The following is a 19,863-nucleotide window of genomic DNA, read 5'->3' as shown; positions in this document are numbered from 1 at the left end:
ATGCGCATACTAGCAATTATAATCTTTCTAGTATCATTTAATACGTTGTCTGCACAAAACAGACAACTTTTGTATAATGTTCAAGAGTTGCCTCAATCACTACTAAGTAATCCTGCAAGCGTCATTAATTTTGATAAACATATAGGTATACCACTTTTATCAGGCTTTTCTGTTGAGGTAGGATCTTCTGGAGTAAGCGCTTATGACCTCTTTAGGTCAGATCGTGATATTAATACCTCTATCGATATTGCAATCGCCGAGCTTGATAATAAGGATTATTTTAGCTTAAATCAGCAGCTAGAGATTTTATCTTTTGGTTGGAGATCAAGAAAGTCTGAGATTTATTACTCTGGAGGTTTGTATCATGAGATAGACGCACTCATCTATTTCCCTAAAGACATCGCAGTGCTAGCCTATAGAGGTAATGCAGACTACATTGATAAGGCATTTGACTTTTCTGATCTTTCATTTACAGCAGAGTCACTCTCTGTATATCACTTTGGATTACAGAAACAAGTAAATGACTCTTGGCAATTAGGAATAAGAGCCAAAGTCTATATGAGCGTAGCAAATGTAAATAGTATAGATAACACTGGAACCTTTGTCACTAGAAGTACGCCGGAAGGTCCTAATTTTTATAGTCATCAACTTCGTAATGCAAGACTAGGAGTTAACACGTCTGGAATTGTATCATTATTTGATGATGAGGAGTCTACTGATGTTGGTGAAATTGCTAGTAATGCTTTCCTAAGTGATAACATTGGAATGGGATTAGATATAGGGTTTACACATTTTCTCAATGATCAATGGACAGTTACAGGAAGTTTTATAGATATTGGTTTTGTGAAACATAAAGAAGATATAAGAAATTTTAGTGCGACAGGAGATTACGACACGAGTGGTATTGAGCTTGAATTTCCTGGTTCTTTACAAGGTGTCGAGACTACTCCATACTGGCAGGAGCTAGAGGATGAGTTTGAGGATGCAGTTACCCTTGAAGATAGCTTGTCTAATCCTTATACAAGTTGGCGTCCCTTAAAAATAAATGGCTCTGTACAATATTCCTTTGGAGAGGATAGGGGAGAGCCCTGTAATTGTACATCACAATTAAAAAGAATTTATAAAAATCGAGTAGGTGCTCATTTATATAGTGTAAAAAGGCCTAGAGGTTTTCAAACAGCATTAACGGCCTACTATGAAAAACAGTGGGGCAATAAGTTGCTATCGCGAGTTACATATACTTATGACAAACGTTCTAGTAAAAACATAGGACTTTTAATGAGTGCAAAAATTGATAAATTTAATCTCTATCTTGCTGCAGATAATTTATTAGAATATACGAATCTAGCAAAAGCTAGAGGCGCGAGTTTGCAGCTTGGAATGCAGCTAGTCTTCAACAACAAATAATCCCAAAATGAAATTATTACTTAGCTTATTATTCAGTGTATTTATAGGGTCTTCATTAATATCTCAATCTGTTAATGATTACAAGTACGTTATTGTGCCTGAGAAATTTGATTTTTTAAATGAAAAAGATCAATATCAAATGAATAGCTTAACTACATTTCTTTTCAATAAGTACGGTTTTGAGGCTTATGTCGCAAAAAGTGATGACCTTCCTTTAGATTATACGCGTAATGGTTGTAATGTACTCTATGCTGATGTTACTGAATCTTCAGGAATGCTTAGAACCAAATTGCAAGTGAAATTATTAGATTGTAATGATGTCGTAGTCTTTATTTCAGAAGAAGGTTCTAGCAAGCTTAAAGAGTATAAGAAAAGTTATCATGAAGCATTGAGAAGAGCTTTTGAATCTATTGAAGAGCTTAATTATGCGTATCAAGAAAATATCACTGTGGTAGTTGACGAAAAACCTACTGTGACAGAAAAAGTTGAGAGACCTACAGTAAATAAAACTCCTAAGGTACATAACATAGTTAAGTCTACTACTTCTAGTCAAGAGCAAGAAGGTAATAAGTCACTTGTCGAAAAAGCTGTGTTAGCGGTACAATCTTATGTAAGTACAGATGGCGCTTATGAGGCACTTACGGCTGGTTCTTCTATTCAGTTTTTTGAAAATTCTCAAAAAATAGGAGAGGTGATCAATGTAAATGTAGGCGCTCCTTTTAAAGTGAATACAACGCAATTTAGTGGTAAAGGATATTTAAAGGAAGGACGACTTATTGTGGAACGTGTAATAAAAGGTATTGCAGATCCTATCGAGATGATTTTTATAAAAAAGTAGGACAATTTTAATATCCGTACTTAGAACCCCATTTCTCTTTTAAGCTTTCGCGTAAAGCTTTTTCTCGGGCATTATTAGTAGGTTCGTAAAATCTAGTGCCACTTATTTCAGGTGGCATAAATTCTTGCTTTACAAAACTACCTGGGAAGTCGTGTGAATACTTATAATCATCACCATACCCTATTTCTTTCATTAACTTCGTTGGAGCATTACGTAACGGGAGTGGTACAGAGAGATCTCCTGTTTGTTTTACTAGCTGCTGCGCTTTTGCAATTGCAAGGTATGAGGCATTACTTTTTGGTGAAGTGGCAAGGTAAGTCACACACTGACTGAGTATAATACGTGCTTCTGGATACCCGATTGTAGTTACTGCTTGAAAACAATTATTAGCAATTACCAGTGCCGTAGGATTTGCATTCCCAATATCTTCAGAAGCTGCTATAATAAGACGGCGAGCAATAAATTTTACATCTTCTCCACCTTCTATCATACGGGCAAGCCAATATACTGCCGCATTAGGATCACTTCCTCGTATTGATTTTATAAAAGCAGAAATTATATCGTAATGCTGCTCTCCGGTTTTATCATAACGCACAATGTTTTGTTGCACTTTAGATTGGACCATATCATTGGTAACAATTACCTCCTTTTGAGGCTCTGTAGTCACTATTAGTTCAAATATATTGAGCAGTTTACGAGCATCTCCTCCACTTAAGAACAGTAGTGCTTCCGTTTCTTTAAGTGTGATATCTTTCTTCTTGAGAATACTATCTTCTTTAATTGCTCTATTAAGTAATAATTCTAAATCTTTCTTGTCAAAAGGTTTCAGTATATATACCTGACAACGGGATAGCAATGCAGGAATAACTTCAAAACTAGGGTTTTCTGTAGTGGCACCTATTAAGGTAACCCAGCCACGCTCTACTGCTCCTAGTAGTGAATCTTGCTGAGATTTTGAAAATCTATGAATTTCGTCTATAAAAAGAATAGGATTCTTCTGAGTAAAAAGCCCTCCACTTTGTTTTGCCTTATCAATAACATCGCGTATATCTTTAACGCCACTGTTTATTGCGCTCAATGTGTAGAAGGGTCTGTTAGACTCTTCAGAGATAATAGTAGCGAGGGTAGTTTTTCCTATACCTGGAGGTCCCCATAAAATAAGTGACGGAATAATACCTGCTTTTAACGCCTGCTGTAATGATCCGTTAGGACCTACAAGGTGTTGCTGGCTGAGGTAATCTTCTAATTTTTTAGGGCGTAACCTTTCTGCAAGAGGAGTATTCATGGTACAAAAATAGCTATTTTGATGAGGTCTTTCGTGACAATATTACATCTACTTCACATGTGGGCGTTAAATTGCAGTTAAAGAGATAATCGCATTATTATGAACAAAGAAGCAGATTATTTTAAGTTTTATAACGGGGTCGTAGTGTACCCATTGTTATTTGTGCTCGTGATGTGGATCATATTTTGGGTAGAAATAAAGTTTGGGTTTGACTTCACAAGGTGGGGTGTAAAACCCCGTACAGTATCGGGAATAAGAGGTGTGATTTTCTCACCATTTATTCATTCTGGAATTAAACATTTATGGCACAACACTGTTCCACTATTGGTGCTAAGTGCTGCCTTGTTTTATTTTTATAGGAAAATATCTTGGCGTGTTCTTTTGCTCCTTGTCATAATAAGCGGCACGGGTACTTGGTTAATAGGTCGGGATTCTTACCATATCGGAATGAGCGGAGTGATATATGCGCTAGTTTCTTTTCTCTTCTTTAAAGGGATCCTAGCAAAGCACTTTCGACTTATTGCACTATCATTAATAGTTGTCTTTCTTTATGGTAGTCTGATATGGGGAACACTTCCCACTAGTGAGACTATATCTTGGGAAGGACATTTATCTGGATTTATAGCCGGAGGATTGGTTGCGTTATGCTTTCGCGAAAGCGTGCCAAAACCACTCACATACAACTGGGAAAAACCCGATTATGTGTCAGATGAAGATCCATTCATGCAGCAGTTTGATGAAAACGGAAACTTTTTTGAGCTACCTCCAGAAATTGATCAAGATGAGGAAACGGCAACGATTGTGATAAGTTATGAGTATAAAGAACATAAAACACCTGAAAAAGGTGATTTATGAGCGTTGTCTAACTATTTCATAAAGAAAAGCACCACAGGCTACCGAAACATTTAATGAAGCAATAGAGCCTTTAAGAGGAAGTTTTGCTTGTTTGTCTACAATTTTGAGAACGCCAGGAGATACCCCACTGTCTTCACGACCCATTACTATAGCGGTAGGTGAAGTGAAGTCTGTTTCAAATAAAGTAGTCTCAGTCTTTTCAGTCGCAGCCACTACTTGTACACCAGATCCTTGTAGGTAATAAATAGCATCTTTGATGTGATCAACCTTTGCAATAGGAATATTAAAAGCAGCACCTGCCGAAGTTTTTATAGCAACACCATTTACCGGTGCGCCACCTTTTTTAGGAATAATAATACCATGTACACCAGTGCACTCTGCAGTACGTATGATGGCACCAAAATTTCTTACATCAGATAATTGATCCAATAATATAAATAGGGGAGCAGCTTCAGTTTCTACAACAGCATTTACAAGTTCTTCAAAATCATAAAATGAAATCGCACTTACTACGGCAATGGCTCCTTGGTGATTTTGTTGAGTCAGCTTATTAAGTTTCTCAATAGGTACATGAGAAGTCTGTACACCATTCTTTTTGATGAGTGTATTAAGTTCACTCAACAAAGGATTGTGAAGTCCTTTTTGAAGGAAAACTTTATCTATTTCTTTACCAGCTTGTATAGCTTCTATGATGGCACGAGTACCAAAGATTTGTAGGTCTTTTTGCATGGTGCAAAGATAGTTAAAAGGTGAGCTATTATGGAATAATTAAATGTGTGCTAATGATAATAAAAAAGGGAGACCGTAATGGGTCTCCCTTAATTGCATAAACTACGACTTTAAATTATAGAGCCGTAAAGTTTGTGTATGAAATTGTTCCACTTACTTCGTCTGTTATTTTTTCAAACGAGCCTACAGGAATAAATGTAGCTTGTGGAGTATCTACTGGTAGAGTACCAGTAAATACATTAAGTGAACCATCAGGTAAAGTTGATAGTACTTGATAATCTATTGCTTCGCTTGCTCCAAAACTAACAACGTAAAATGTATAAACACCATCCGGTCTACCAACAGTTTCAAACAAGTCTCTCTCAAAGCGGTCGAAAGATGTAGAGCTCTCGAACGTTTGAAAATTCTCATCCAAGACGTAAAAATCTAAGTCATTTACTTGAGGATTACTAAAATCTAGTATACTATTTAATCCTCCTGCAATTCCTAAAGTATCTGAAAAAATTCCAATATCAGTGGAGTTTGGAGACACAACATATGTTGTACCCTCAACCAACTCATCTAAAAGGATTGCAGTTGCTGATAGCGTCCCCGCATTTTCAGCTACCAATCCTTCAGGTATAAAACCATCGTCAGACGGCATAGTTAGAGACCCTGTTCCTGTAGTAGTACCAGCAGAAACAAGTGCTGTACCAGTACTTACATCGCCATTATCAAAAGTTACTTTTACCGTAACAGTGGCATCAGAGCTAAATGAATTTCCAATTGTAACAGCAAAAGGTGTTAGGTTACCTTCTCCAACATTTGGTTGAAGCGCAGTTACCATAGCATCTACTGAAACAATATTTTTTGTAAGAGGATCACCTTCTCCAGCAGAAACGGCTTCATCATCTTCACAGCTTACTACTCCAAGTGCAAGCACTGCAGCAAAAGCAAATTTTCCGAAATGTTTAATATAATTAAGTTTCATTATTTTTATTTTTTAGTTTTTCTGAGCTTCAAACGCACGGTTTCCAAATGTGAAAAGTGCACCAGTTCCTGTTTGAGGAACGATAGTACGAGCAGTAAATAGAATAGTACCAGTACAAGAGAAGTAAAATCCAGAATCTGCTTGAATTTCAGTATCCTCAAAACCTCCACAACAGTATTCTAATGTAGAAAACGCACGTTGTTGAGCAATACTTCCAATTCCAGTAGCAGGGTTTACAACTATTGTAATCTCAAATGGATCATCGCCAGCATTAAGCGGAGAAGAATTGTAAGGATTGATTAAAACCACAGTGTTAGGATCAGTACCAGCTACCACCTCAAATTGATTTCCAGCACATGCGCCAAATCCACAATTTGTAAAAGTGTATGTTCCCAAGGCCTCTTCTGTGTTGAAAGGACAAGAGATGAATGACGTAAATTGATATGACTGTAATTGTCCTGGTTCTGCTTGTAAATCAGGGTTAATTAAAGAGAAATCTGTTACGCTTCCATCTGTAGAAGTACTAGTCGCTTGAAAATCAAAACGATCACCAGCTCCAAAATCTGCAACTTCAAGCCCTAAAGCTCCAGATAAATCTTCTAAATCAATTGAAAAGTTAGCTGGGAACGTATCAGTAGTGTATACTGTCACATAATCTGACAATACTCCTCCTGTAGAACGAGCAACTTGTAATTCATAAGATGCTACATTAGGAACAGGTGCTTTTAGTACACCAGTAATTGCAGTGTTATCTAGGTCAGTAACATCTAGAATAAGATTGTCAAATTCTATCGTTACGAAGGATCCATCAACCGTAGCGGGTAATGGGTATTTTTCATTATCCTCACAGCTGAAAATACCAACTGCAACAAAGGCAATGAGAAATGATTTAATAATATTTTTCATTTTTTATAGTTTTGAAATTAGTTAATAAATCCAGCTGGATTTTTGTCCCAAAATACTTGACGTGAAATATCAGCCTGTTGCGCATTAGGATTATTGTTTATACTCGTATCTGGATAAAATGCACTTCTATAAAAATCTCCTGGATTTGGATTTAAAGATGGTTGCATGTTATTAGGGAATCCAGTACGGCGGTAAGCATTATAAACTTCAAGACCATTTCCAAATGATGCAATGTGTTGTTCTTTCATTATCACATTTAATTTATCATCATTCCCAGGTGCAGCATTATATGCATCATTTACAAAGTTCACATAATTATCAATTTGCGCTTGTGTAGCTAAGAATTCTTCTAAAAGAACTTCCTCGTTTGCAGCAGTATCCGAATCATCAGCAATTACAACTGTAGTAGGATTTAAAGATCCAAAAGAGGTTACTTTATCCATTGAAAATCTGATCGCGTCCTCTAGGCTTGCTTGAGCATCTCCTATACCTAATTCTAAAGCAATTTCAGCTTTTATAAATGCAACGTGAGTGCTCAAAAGAATTGGTTCAATTCCTGCTCCTAATAATCCGTCTGTACCTTCATTTTGAATTCCAGCAGCGTCGCCTACGTCAAAAGCTCCACCGGCAGGGTAAATTCCCCAAACAGTTCTTTTTGCACCGTCAGGTGGAATACCACTTGCATCTCCATGATCACGTCCCCAATAACCTCTCGCAGGTACAGCAGTACAAAATGGTACTGATACATCTACATCTTCATAAATAGAAGTTACAGTAGAATAGTGCCCTGGAGCTGCTTGCACAGAACATCCTAAGGTGAATATATCTTCATTTTGGGCATTAGTATCTTGACGATAGAAGTAATAAAATAATCTTGGATCATCAAAACCTTTTTCTTGCGTCATTTCCCACATTAAGTAATTAGCTAAATATCCAGAGGCATCGTTTTCATAGTTACCATTATAACCAGGATGACGAGTATTCGGGTTTAACCTATTTGCTCCATAGTTAAATTGAAGATCTTCAGAAGCATCATCAATTAAATTATTAGCATTTAGAAGTGCAGTAATTCTTGCTGTAACATCAATTCCTAAATCACTTGCGCCTGCTTTAGCATTGTTAAGCGCACGAAGTTCTAAGGAGTTTGCTGCGGTAATCCATTTCGCTCTAGATGTAGAAGAATTGGCAAGTCCATAATAGAAATCTTCTAATGGCTCAATTCCTGAGCCACTTGCTAGTAGAGCTCTACCTTGATTTAGGTCTTCAAAAGCAGCTAAATAAACTGACACTTGATCTGTAAAGCTTGGACTTTGATTTTCAGCTCCAAGTAGAGCTTCTTCTAATGGAACGTCCCCAAAAAAGTCAACTAAAGTAAAAAGTACTTGTGCTTTTAAAATTTTAGAAACACCTAATTGGTATGAGAAATTAGTTTCTGCATCTGGAAAGTTTTCAAGTGTTTGCACATCTTGAAGAATTCCTGCATAAGCATTAGACCAGATCCCATTAAATGTACCTGGCGAATACGCTCCTGCATACACACTAGATCCAGTCATTGAGAATTGTCTAGTTACAGAAGATGCAAATGATCCATATCCTCCAGTAGCAGAGGCAAAACCTCGGAAATTTAGTTGAATATTATTAAATAGGAATTGTGGGTCAAGTTGGTCTTGTCCTACTTGAGTAGGACTCTCTAGTAAGTCTAACTCCGTTGTTTCACAGGAGCTAGTAGCAAATATCATTGATAATGCTAATATAGAATATATTATTTTTTTCATTTTCTTTTTGTTAGAATGTTGCGTTTAGACTAAAACCAAATCTCTTAGAAGTAGGTCCTGTTAGATAATCAAACCCTTGACCATTTCCTACACCTGTACTTGATACATCTGGATCAAAATTAAGACCATCAGGAAAGTTTATAGCTTTAAACCATAAGTTTTGACCGATGAAGTTAACTCTAAGGCTACCTAATGGTGTGCGCTCTAAAAGTTTTTCTGGGAAAGAGTATCCAAGTGATACTTCTCTTAAACGTATAGAAGTTGCATCATAAACTGCTTGTTCATCAATGAAGAATCCAGAATTTCTAAAACCTACATCTGTAGCTGCTATTTGTATATTATTAGGAGCTCCATCTTGTGTTACACCTGGTAAGATGTACGTTTGAGTTCTATCAAAATTTGTGTCTTCTGTTAATCCACGTGCTAATAGGGCTGCAGCTGTTGTAGAATACATATCTCCACCATGTTGATATTCAAGTTGCGCTTGTAATGAGAAGCCTTTGTAAGAGAACTCGTTAATTACTGTAGATCTCCAATCTGCATTAGGATCTCCAATAACTGAAAGGTTATTATCTACAAGATAGTTACCATCACTTCCTACAACTAGATTGTTGTTTGCATCTCTCGTGATTGAGCTACCTACAATTACACCAAAAGCTTGACCTGAAATAGCAGCATTACCTAAATTACTAAATCCAGCAAATACTGTGATACTTCCATCTTCACCTCCGTTATCTTCAACAATATTTTCATTTACAGACCATTGTCCATTAATGTCCCAATTGAAATCTCCTTCTTCTTCTCCGCGTATCGCTTTAATACCGAAACCTACTTCAATACCTTTGTTAGTGATTTCTCCAATGTTATCTGAAGTAACAGTATATCCTGTAGCAGGATCTAAAAGTCTATTCTGGATAATCAAGTCATTTGATACTTTATCATAAACTGATAAATCTAGCGATAATCTGTTTTTAAATAAGCGTGCCTCAATTCCTGCTTCAACCTCTTGAATAAGTTCAGGCTTCAAATCTGGATTTCCTAATGTGTTAGACACTGTAAGAACGTTTACAGCTCCTCCATCTTGATTTTGGAAAACATTTGTTCCACTTCCTAAGCCAATTGATGTAGCATAAGGATCTGGGAAACCTGCAGAGGATCCATAACCTACTCTTAATTTAATATAGTTTACTACATCATTACCTTTAAGTGACTCAAATGCAGTTGTTGGAATGAAAGAGAAACTAGCAGATGGATAGAAAATAGCTCTGTTTTCCTTTGGTAGAGAAGAGAACCAATCATTTCTTCCTTGTAAGTTTAAATATGCATAATTGTCATATCCAAGGGTTACGTTTCCATAAAGTCCAATTATATTTTGTTCTCCAAAACGTGTAAATCCATTTGATTCTTCAAAGTTGTCGTGAGTCAATAAGCCATAAACAAACTGTTGATTACTAGATACTCCTTGAAGACTTGTCACTTCTCTTCTAGGGTTAAGACCTATGTTACCATCAATATTCAATTTATCTGAAATTGCTTTGTCAAAGTTCAAACTTAATGTATGGTCCCAAGTTTCATTTATTCTACTTGAAGTTGTTAATACACCACCTTGGATTTGCACTCCTCCTTTATTAGCACCATATTGTTGTTCTTGTGAGTAGGTATCATATGCTACACGGTAGCTTACATTGAACCAATCACTGATATCGTATGAGGCAGTTATGTTAGTAAAGAAACGATTTACACGTTCATCATTTTGAATGTTGTTCAACGTCCAAAATGGATTGTCAATATCATTTCCTCCTCTATAGTAAACACTTGAATTATCTACCGGATTCTGGAAAGGAAGTCCTATTAAATCAACACTTCTTGGTGTGTAAAGTACGTTTGCAAAAAGTGATGCAGTTCCTGCAGCAGGGTTACTTCCTGTCGCAACAGCTGTAGGAGGTGTTGTTCTATCAGTTCTAGTAAAGTTGAACGAACTTGAAATATTTAAGCCATTTGCTAGCTTGGTAGAACCACCAGCACTGAAGTTGATACGTTGGTATGTACTCGTTTTAACAAAACCTTCCTCGTCAGTACGTCCAAAACTTACATTGTAAGATCCCTTGTCTGAAGAAGAGTTTACACCTATAGAAGTAGTAGTTACACCACCAGTAGTAAAGAATTGTTCAACACTATCATATGGACGATAAGCATAGTCAGCTCCTTGAAATTCAGGAAAAACATCTGCTAAAGCAGCTCTGTCATATGGGTGAGGTACATTACCGTTTTCATCTACTCCATTAGTACCTCTAGAGTCAAAGTTAGGACCCCAGTTACTAAAGGCCTGAGAGTAAGTTTGATAAAATCCATTACCATAAGTGTTTTGATAATCTGGAAGGTTTGCAATCTCAGTCACAAAATATGATTGATCAACAGAAACTTCAAATTTCTTTTGTAGAGACCCTGCAGTAGATCCAGATTTAGTTGTAATAAGTACAACACCATTACGTCCAGCCTGACCGTATAGCGTCGTTGCACTTAATCCTTTAAGAACTGAGATTTCAGCAATGTTATTAGGATCAATATCCAAGAAACGAGATGAGGCAGAGTTACCACCAGAGTTAAACCCTTGATCAGAATTTGTGTCTGTGTTAAAAGGGATACCATCAACTACAAAAAGTGGTTGGTTACTTCCATTAATAGAAGAGTATCCACGAATAATAATGTTTGTACCAGATCCTGCTAGTCCAGACGTCTGTTGAATGTTTACCCCAGGAGCTTTTCCTTGAAGTACACGAGCAACATCTGTTGAAGGTCTAGATCCAATTGCTTCAGATTGAATCGTAGTTACTGCATAACCTACAGCTTTCTTTTCTCTTTTAATACCTTGGGCAGTAACAATAACTTCCTCCAGTGCATTATCTGAAGCGAGCCCTACATTGATAGTAGTTTGATTACCAACAGTAACTTCTTTTGTAGTGTATCCTACGAAGCTGAAAATAAGAACATCAGTAGGACTTGCTTGAATTGAGTAATTACCGTCAAAATCGGTTTGAGTTCCAGTAGCTGTTCCCTTTACGATGACATTTGCACCAGGCAAAGGACCATTTTCTTCGGTAACAGTTCCGGAAACTGTTGTCTGTGCAAGGGAAACTTGCACTACAAACGCTAGCAATAGCGTTAAAATTCCACTAAACTTTGTTTTCATTTTTATAAATTATTTGAATTAGCCATCGCTAAAATAACATTTTATATATAAAAATTAATATTTCTTTAACGGAATGTAGGTTTTAATTAATATTAGAGCGTTGTTTTTAAGACACATAATAAGATAAATGATATTTAATAAATTGAAAATCAATTGATTGTGAGTAAATCATAAATAGTTAATGAAATTGTAAATTTAATATGTCATTCTTGTTTATTTAACAATTTTAAGAAGTCATCCGCTTTTTAAGATAATGTTCACATTTTAATGATCTCAAATAAAAAAAGGCCACTCATGATGTGAGTGGCCTTTATAAATATTAATTAGAAAAGTTTAGTTAACGTCCCAAAATAGTTTACTTATTATTAAGTCACCATTTGAGAGGTTTGCTGCAGCTGCATCTCTATTTGCACCGTTTAGAGTTTGTAATATTTGAGGATATCTCAATCTAAATGGTAAGTCAGATACAGAAGGGTCAACTGGACCAGCTTCAAAAACATAGCTTTCAACTCTGTTTTCAGGGGCTAAACCATCAATCTGTTCTTGTGGTAGGTCAACAGTTTCGTTTACTTGAACAAGAATGTTAGGGAAACCAGTTCTTCTATATTCTGTATAAGCTTGATGCGCTTGCATGTATAATGCAATATATTTTTGATTTAAAACATTTGCTTGATTTGCCGGAGGTAGGTTACCCACAAATGTTGCTATATCTGCAGCAGGAACTCCCCACTTTTCCATACTTGCTGTTACACCGTTCTCATAGTTCGCTTGCGCGAAACCGTTTCTTTCAGAGATTAAGAACTGAACTTCGGCATATTCCATTAGTATCTCGCGATAATCTGGCTTAATCACATTACTACTTGGATACGAATATGTTGTTCTATCTAAGAAGTTAGTATTTCTGAATGCATACGGTACTCCTAAATAATCATCATAGTCCATAGTTACTGCAGCAGTTCCAGACTTTACATCTTCAATGTCAACAGAAATTGGCACTGCCATTTGGAATAATCTTGGATCTTGATCAAAGTTTCCTCTTTCACCTTTAAGTAGTTCTACAAAAGGAGCAGCTACAGCAAAGTCAGTTCTTGTAAGAAATGCTCCCCATAATGGAGACGAGTTTGCATCTGCAGTATCATAGGCTTGTGAAGCATTATCATCATTTGATGTCATAACTCCGCTAGCAACTGCTGCATCAAAAGCAGTCTGATATGCACCCGCATCAACACCTTTGATAGTTGTAGCAACTCTTAAAATAAGTGAATTAGCAAATTTTTTCCACTTTGTTGCATCTCCATTGAAAATGTTATCGCCATTGGTAAATACAACTTCACCTTCATTAATCATGTCTGCAGATTCTCTAAGCTCTTTAAGTATATCTGTGTAAATATCCTCTTGAGCTGCAAAAACAGGGGTGAAGTTTCCAGCTTCTAATTGTGCTGCTTGAAACGTTTCATTGTCAGAACCGTATGAATAGTAAGGCACATCTCCAAAGAAATTTGTTAATTCATAGAACATGTAAGCTAGCATGATACGCGAAGCGGCAATTTGATTATCATTATTTCCAGACGCTGCTGCAGTACCCCTTGTTTCTTCATTAGTATTTAAATCTAAAATAGCCTTGAAGTCTGTCATCGTCAAATACGTATTGTTGTAAATTGATTCTGCAGTTGTTTCACGGTATAGAAATCTATCTTCATCAGCATAGGCTGTTTGGCCCCAGTATTGCATCCAAGGCAACGTAAGGCGCCCTTCATTAAATCCACTTCTTGAGAAATCAGTAAAAGATTTGGTTGCACTTGCAAAAATATTTGCAGTAGGAACCACCTCTGCTTGATTAGGATTGATATTTAGCTCAACTAGGTCATCGGAGCATGATGTAAATGCACCAGCGATGACTAGCATCATAATTATAAAAAATTTAGTTTTCATTTTTTTAAAATTTTAATTGTACGTTAAAACCGTAGCTCTTTGTTGATGGAAGAGATCCTCCTTCAGAACCTTGAATGTTACCACTACCTGATGTAGCCACTTCTGGATCAAAATTATCATTGTCTAATCCCCAAACACCTAAATTTCTACCAAATGCTGAAACCATGACGTCAGATACTCCAAGATTTTTAATCCAATCAGTAGGTACTCTATAGCTTAGAGATACTTCTCTTAATTTAATATAATCTGCATCAAAAACGTTTGCTGCATCTGGTCCAAAGAAGTAATCAGTACCCTCCTGTTGAGCAGAGATGACTTGTGTATTTTCAGCGGTGCCTGTAACACTATAATTCCCGTTTTCATCATAGGTTACTGTTCCTGTTACTCCTTCTAAAATAGTTCCTACTTCACGTTTATTATCTGTAGCTGTTTGTTCTAGAATTCCAGAGTAGTTACCCCAAATATTTGTAAGGGATCTGTACTTTCCTCCCTCTTGGATATCAATTAGAAATCCTAAGCTGAGATTTTTGTAACGGAAAGTATTTCTAATACCTAAATTAAAGTCTGGCAAAATAGATCCTAAGTTTTCTTGATCTCTAGTTTCAGCAAAGCTACCGTTTGAGTTTACTACTTTGTTGCCCTGAGCATCAAACACGAAATTTGTTCCTTTTATAATACCATATGATTCGCCTACAACTGCGTTTAATGTAACAGAGTTAAAAGGGAAACGTGCAATTTGAAGAGATTCAATTCCATCCAATAGCTCTATCAGTTCATTGTTGTTTTTAGAAAAGTTAAAAGTGGTGTCCCAAGAAAAATCTTCTTTTTCAATAATAGTTGCATTTAATAATGCTTCTATACCTCTATTTCGTAATGTACCTCCATTTGTTAGAGTAGCAGTATACCCCGTTGCGGCGGTTGTTGAAACTGGAGTAATTAGATTTGTTGTTTCTTCATTATAGTAAGTTAAATCTATACTTATTCTATTTTGTAGAAATGCCATTTCTAAACCAACCTCATAACTGTTTTTGAATTCTGGTTCAAGATTTGGGTTTTGGCTAGTATTGGAAGTGCTAAAAGGGACATCTCCTAAGAAAGGGATTGATGCACCAAATGCTGTTATTAATGTGTAAGGATCTGAATCACTACCAACCTCAGCATAACCTCCACGAATCTTACCAAAAGAAAGCCAATCTGCTTCTATAAATTTAGAAAACACAAAACTACCGTTGATACTTGGATAAAAGAATGATAGGTTATCTTCTGCTAATGATGATGACCAATCATTTCTACCTGTAAACGTTAAATATGCAAAATCATCATACCCTAAAGAAACAGATCCAAAGACACTATTCACACGTTTCCTAGAATCAAATTCTGTTACTTGTGCTGGATCTGTAGAGTTGCTTATGTTGTAAAGTCCTGGTACAACAAGACCTCCAGAGGTTGCAGCAGAAAGTCTGTGAAATTCTGCATCTCTTCTATTTACACCAGCAAAAGAGTTTAGACTTATTTTGTTGTCTAGAAATTTCTTGTCGAAGTGAACTCTGGTTTCATAATTAATTTCTTCAAAGTCACGATCAGATTCTGAATAACTCGCAATACCTTGAGATCCAACAGCCACACGTTCATTAATTCTAAAATCATAGGTGTCTGCATATACTTTCCCTACAACATATAAGTCATCAGTGATATTATAAGTTGCTCCTACATTTCCGTACCAGCGGGTACGTTTGTCATTTGCAGTGTTTTCAAATAATGTCCAGTATGGATTGTCTGAATATCTTGGATTTCCGTTTGTAGCAGAAATTCTATTCCAAGGTCTTTGAGAACCGTCAGCTAGTTTGTAGTCTCTTAGGCGACCGTAGTCAAGAGAAGTCTGTCCAAATTGATATAACTGCTGTACAACACCCGCACCAGTATAACCAGAAGCGGGTCTGTTGAATCCTTCTGTAACGGTTAGGTTCACAATAGCTTCAACTTTTAATTTATCAGATATCTGACTAGTGGCATTAAAATTAATAGAGTTTTTTCTCAAGTTAGAATTTGGAACAATACCATCAGTTCTAGTATTGTTAGCACTCAAACGCATTGTTGATTTATCTGTTCCTTGTGAGAATGAAACTCCATTGTTATAAGATACTCCAGTGTTCCAGAATGAATCTACATTGTTTTTAGGTGCAGACCATGCACGAGTTTGAAGAAAATCATCTTCAAATTCAGGGTCAAACGCATCCCAGTGTAATACTTGTTGCCCTTCAAATCGAGGTCCCCAAGATTCATCAGTTCCATAATCTACTACGTCATAAGTAGTACCATTAATAGTCGCTTGATTGAATCCGGCTTGACCTATAGTACTAGCATCTCCAGCGCCACCACCGTATAATTTTTGGATTTTAGGAAGGATGTTTACCGTTTCAAAAGTAATTCCAGAGTTTACTGTTACCTCTGCTCTTCCTTTTTTTCCTGATTTAGTTGTTATGAGAATCACACCGTTAAGAGCACGAGATCCATAGAGAGCGGCAGCTGGTCCACCTTTTAGTACATTCATTGTAGCAATATCATCCGGATTAATATCAAATCCAGCGTCACCATAATCTCTACCACCTCCACCAGATTGGGTAGTTGAAGAGTTATAATTACTATTATCTAATGGGATACCATCCACTACAATAAGTGGTCTGTTTTCACCTGTAATAGATGATGCTCCACGAATTACTACTCGTGTTGAGCCTCCAAGGTTACCCGTAGCATTAGAAATTTGTACACCCGCTACTTTACCCGAGATTGAGTTAAGTGCATTTGGATTTCTAGTTTCAGCAATTTCCTCACCAGACACTTCTTGAGTAGAATACCCTAAGGATTTCTTTTCTCTAGAAATACCTAAGGCAGTAATCACAACCTCATCAAGAGCATCTCCTGCAGCTAGTGTCACATTAATAGTAGAAGAAGTGCCTACCAATATAGTTTGGTCAGTAAAACCTACATAAGTAAAGACAAGAGATTGTCCTTGTTCTGCTTCAATTGAGTAATTACCGTCAAAATCTGTTTGTGTACCTGTGTTAGTTCCTTTCAAAAGAACATTTGCTCCTGGAAGTGGTACGCCGGTGTCGTCTTTCACCGTTCCAGTCACTGTTAATTGTGCAAACGAAACTTGCACTACAAACGCTAGTAATAGCGTTAAAATTCCACTAAACTTTGTTTTCATTTTTATAAATTATTTGAATTAGCCGTTCCAAATAAAGTCATAAAGAAACCTAATTAATACGCTTTTAACGAAATTGGGAATGCCTTAACAAAAACGCAATAATTATAAATCTTGTTTAACATATTGAAGTGTTAAGTAGTTCTTAATGAAGACTTATGTTTCTTAAAATTTAACAAGTCAATATTTAATTATAAGATTTGTTTAACAAGTCGATTTGAAACTTTCTTATGCTTTGATAGCTCAATTTCGACTAGTTGAAAGTCGTTTGAGAATTTAGAATTTCAAATGTTTAATACCTTTATATAGGATGTTAGAAGGAAGTATGTAGAAAATTATATGTTGTTCTTAGAACTAATTAATTAATGTTTCGCTTTCGCGAAAGCGATTTCCAAAAAATAAAAAAAGGCTATCTAAATATTTAGATAGCCTTTTTAAGATAATTGGATTTTATTAAATCAAATTATTGTTTTTCAATGATAAAAGCAAATGATCCAAAACTTCCTGCATCAACAGTATGTCGAAGACCTGGGAATTGAATTTGGTTAATACAAGTAAGTGCAATACCTGTTCCATCGACTCTACCTTGACCAAATCCGCAGCCAAAGTTATCACAGTGCCATGCGTCTTGACGTGCAATTCTTGAAACTCCTGAACTTGGATCTATCTCTATAATCACATTATAACTTTGAGCACCTCCATCGTTTGGATTTGGGTGATCAAATGGGTTAACCATAGTGTATTCATTTGCACCAGGTCCAGCGATAAGTTCAAATGTATTATCGCCAACAGTAGTTCCAAAACCATCCTCGATTATAGTATAAGTACCAGGGATATTATCAGTTTCTACCGAAGGACACTGAATAGTAAGAGATATATTAAGACGATCCTCGCTCTCAGTAAGTATCTCTGACGCCTCTACAGATACAAGATCTAAAGCGATAATGTCAGATGTACTTGGTAAATCAGAAGTACCGATAGTAGTAATTGTAATGTCTGTTGTAAATGAACCAGCAGCAATTACAGGATTGAGTGTGCTTATCTCATAAAAAGATGAAGGAAGGGTAGTGTCGTCTTCATTAAGGCTAAGCACTACAGCTCTATCTACATTTGATACTGTTGAAACTCCAACTGTGATAGTGTTCTCAAAATTTTGAGAAGGGTCAAAAACTATTTTAGGATTAGAAATAGCTCCGTTAAAGCCAGCTATTGCTCTACCGTTTTCTGTGTCCACTTGAGGAATTTCTGCGTCCTCACATGAAGTAAGAGTCATAAATCCTACTAGTAAACTAGCTGCGATATATTTTAATTTATTCATTATAAATATGTTTTAAGATTAGTAACCCTCGTTTTGAGTGTAATTTGGATTTACATTGATCTCATCTTGAGGAATTGGTAACTGGAATCTAAAGTTTCCAGCTTCGATAGTTTGAGTTGTGTGAGGAGTACCAGATCCATCAGATAAATCTCCAAAAGTACCTCTTTCAATAGCTTCACCACGTCTCTTAAGATCGTAAAAACGGTGACCTTCAAAAGCAAGTTCAATTCTTCTATTTAATTGGATAGCATCTTCAAGATCTTGTCCAGTCTCTGTTCCAATTGTGAAAGGCGAGAATCGTTGAGCTCTTAGTTCATCCAATGTTTCAAGAGCATCACCTTCAAAACCTAATTCAAATTGAGCCTCAGCTTTGTTTAAAATAGCTTCTGCTACTCTCAATGCTTTAATATCAACGCGACCGTTTACTTGACCAGTTTCTCCAATAAATTTATTTATACCGTTGTATGTATTTCCTTCATTTGAGGCAGTGAATGTAATAATATTTCTACGCACATCTGTTATGTCAAGGTCGTTAAAAAGACCAAAATCAACAACGTATTCAGATACTGTAGATCCAGATATAGTTTGGCTATAGATAACACCTACGTTATTAAAACCACTTTCAGAACCTGTGTTCACAGCAAATTCTACAAGAAGACCTGCATCATTTTCATCTAAATAAACACCTGGAAGTTCAGCTCTAGTAGCCAAAGGTGCTGTGATGTCATCAACAATGTCAATAACATTTTGATAAGCCCCAGTGTATAAATAAACACGACTTAACATTCCGCGAACAGAGTTTTTAGTGAATGCTCCAGTTTGGTTTTCGTCATCAATAAGAGCTAGTGCATCAGTAAGGTCTGTAATTATATTTTCATAGTTACTTCCTACTGTTTCTCTGGCTAATTGACTTAAAGCATCTACAGGTTCTTTTATGTAAGTAATACCAAGTGATGCATTTGCATCTGCACTTTGAGTAGGTATTTTACCATAAGTACGCACAAGGTCTAGGTGAGCAAAAGCTCTACCAGCTAGGGCTTGTCCAAGAATATTATCTCTTTCAGCCTCTCCATCAATATTCTCAATTTGAGTAATCATCAAGTTTGCTCTACGAATAGTAGTATATGCACCGTTGAAAACGTTTGTGATGTAACCACCATTATTTGCTCCGTAAGTGAAGTCAGAATAAACTTGATTTGATCCTCTTCCAGTTCTAGCTATAATTGCGTTATCCGAAAGAATGTCTGGAAGTCCTTGAACTCCAGATCCATTTGAATAGTACCCAAAGAATGAACTATACATTCCATTAAGAGCAATCTCAAAATTATTTACACTATTGTAAAAAGTATCTGCATCTCCTTGAGTAAAGGGTGCGATATCTAATTCATCATCACAAGACGTAAGTCCTAGAGTCATGATGAAAATTGTAAGTATCGTTTTTATTGTTTTCATA

General features: G+C 36.3%; 13 protein-coding genes. 3 read left to right on the top strand and 10 right to left on the bottom strand.

The window, feature by feature from the left end; all coding sequences use genetic code 11:
* Together JM84_RS14395 and JM84_RS14390 are read left to right on the top strand one after the other, a co-directional pair.
* Complete coding sequence (locus JM84_RS14395) at positions 1-1,407, top strand: DUF5723 family protein (RefSeq protein ID WP_144784914.1); 1,407 nt, start codon at positions 1-3, stop codon at positions 1,405-1,407.
* A gap of 7 nt (positions 1,408-1,414) precedes the next feature.
* Positions 1,415-2,245 (top strand): hypothetical protein, encoded by an 831-nt coding sequence (locus JM84_RS14390; protein WP_144784912.1) that lies wholly within the window; start codon positions 1,415-1,417, stop codon positions 2,243-2,245.
* 7 nt (positions 2,246-2,252) lie between these two features.
* Here the strand turns inward: JM84_RS14390 and JM84_RS14385 are convergent, their stop codons facing one another.
* Positions 2,253-3,530 carry a replication-associated recombination protein A gene (locus tag JM84_RS14385; protein WP_144784910.1) on the bottom strand — a complete coding sequence of 426 codons (1,278 nt, stop codon included), beginning with the start codon at positions 3,528-3,530 and terminating at the stop codon, positions 2,253-2,255.
* Between the two features lie 99 nt (positions 3,531-3,629).
* On the opposite strand from JM84_RS14385, the gene JM84_RS14380 reads away from it, so the two are divergent.
* Complete coding sequence (locus JM84_RS14380) at positions 3,630-4,385, top strand: rhomboid family intramembrane serine protease (RefSeq protein ID WP_144784908.1); 756 nt, start codon at positions 3,630-3,632, stop codon at positions 4,383-4,385.
* On the opposite strand, the gene rlmB is transcribed toward JM84_RS14380, so the two are convergent.
* The 9 genes from rlmB to JM84_RS14335 form a co-directional block, all read right to left on the bottom strand.
* On the bottom strand, positions 4,380-5,114 hold the full coding sequence (gene rlmB / locus JM84_RS14375) for a 23S rRNA (guanosine(2251)-2'-O)-methyltransferase RlmB (protein WP_108876884.1): 735 nt from the start codon (positions 5,112-5,114) through the stop codon (positions 4,380-4,382). The two genes, JM84_RS14380 and rlmB, sit on opposite strands and share 6 nt — an antisense overlap.
* A gap of 115 nt (positions 5,115-5,229) precedes the next feature.
* Entirely contained in the window at positions 5,230-6,084 is an 855-nt protein-coding gene (locus tag JM84_RS14370; RefSeq protein WP_144784906.1) for a hypothetical protein, read from the bottom strand.
* A 12-nt stretch (positions 6,085-6,096) separates the two neighbouring features.
* The gene (locus JM84_RS14365; RefSeq protein WP_144784904.1) at positions 6,097-6,990 is read right to left on the bottom strand and encodes a hypothetical protein; all 894 of its coding nucleotides are present in this window, start codon (positions 6,988-6,990) and stop codon (positions 6,097-6,099) included.
* A gap of 17 nt (positions 6,991-7,007) precedes the next feature.
* Positions 7,008-8,765, bottom strand: a complete 1,758-nt coding sequence (locus JM84_RS14360; RefSeq protein WP_144784902.1) for a SusD/RagB family nutrient-binding outer membrane lipoprotein — start codon at positions 8,763-8,765, stop codon at positions 7,008-7,010.
* A gap of 10 nt (positions 8,766-8,775) precedes the next feature.
* Positions 8,776-11,955: a SusC/RagA family TonB-linked outer membrane protein gene (locus JM84_RS14355; RefSeq protein ID WP_144784899.1), complete on the bottom strand. Its 3,180-nt coding sequence runs from the start codon at positions 11,953-11,955 to the stop codon at positions 8,776-8,778.
* 333 nt (positions 11,956-12,288) lie between these two features.
* Positions 12,289-13,887 (bottom strand): SusD/RagB family nutrient-binding outer membrane lipoprotein, encoded by a 1,599-nt coding sequence (locus JM84_RS14350; RefSeq protein ID WP_144784897.1) that lies wholly within the window; start codon positions 13,885-13,887, stop codon positions 12,289-12,291.
* Between the two features lie 4 nt (positions 13,888-13,891).
* Positions 13,892-17,095 (bottom strand): SusC/RagA family TonB-linked outer membrane protein, encoded by a 3,204-nt coding sequence (locus JM84_RS14345; protein ID WP_144784895.1) that lies wholly within the window; start codon positions 17,093-17,095, stop codon positions 13,892-13,894.
* A gap of 460 nt (positions 17,096-17,555) precedes the next feature.
* Positions 17,556-18,410 (bottom strand): hypothetical protein, encoded by an 855-nt coding sequence (locus JM84_RS14340; protein ID WP_144784893.1) that lies wholly within the window; start codon positions 18,408-18,410, stop codon positions 17,556-17,558.
* Positions 18,411-18,428: 18 nt separating this feature from the next.
* Positions 18,429-19,862: a RagB/SusD family nutrient uptake outer membrane protein gene (locus JM84_RS14335; protein ID WP_013751315.1), complete on the bottom strand. Its 1,434-nt coding sequence runs from the start codon at positions 19,860-19,862 to the stop codon at positions 18,429-18,431.
* Between the last annotated feature and the right edge of the window lies 1 nt (position 19,863).

The organism is Dokdonia sp. Hel_I_63 (assembly GCF_007827285.1).
Lineage (GTDB): Bacteria > Bacteroidota > Bacteroidia > Flavobacteriales > Flavobacteriaceae > Dokdonia.
The sequence above is the reverse complement of the archived record's forward strand: the minus strand, read 5'-3'. Positions and strand labels throughout refer to the sequence as shown.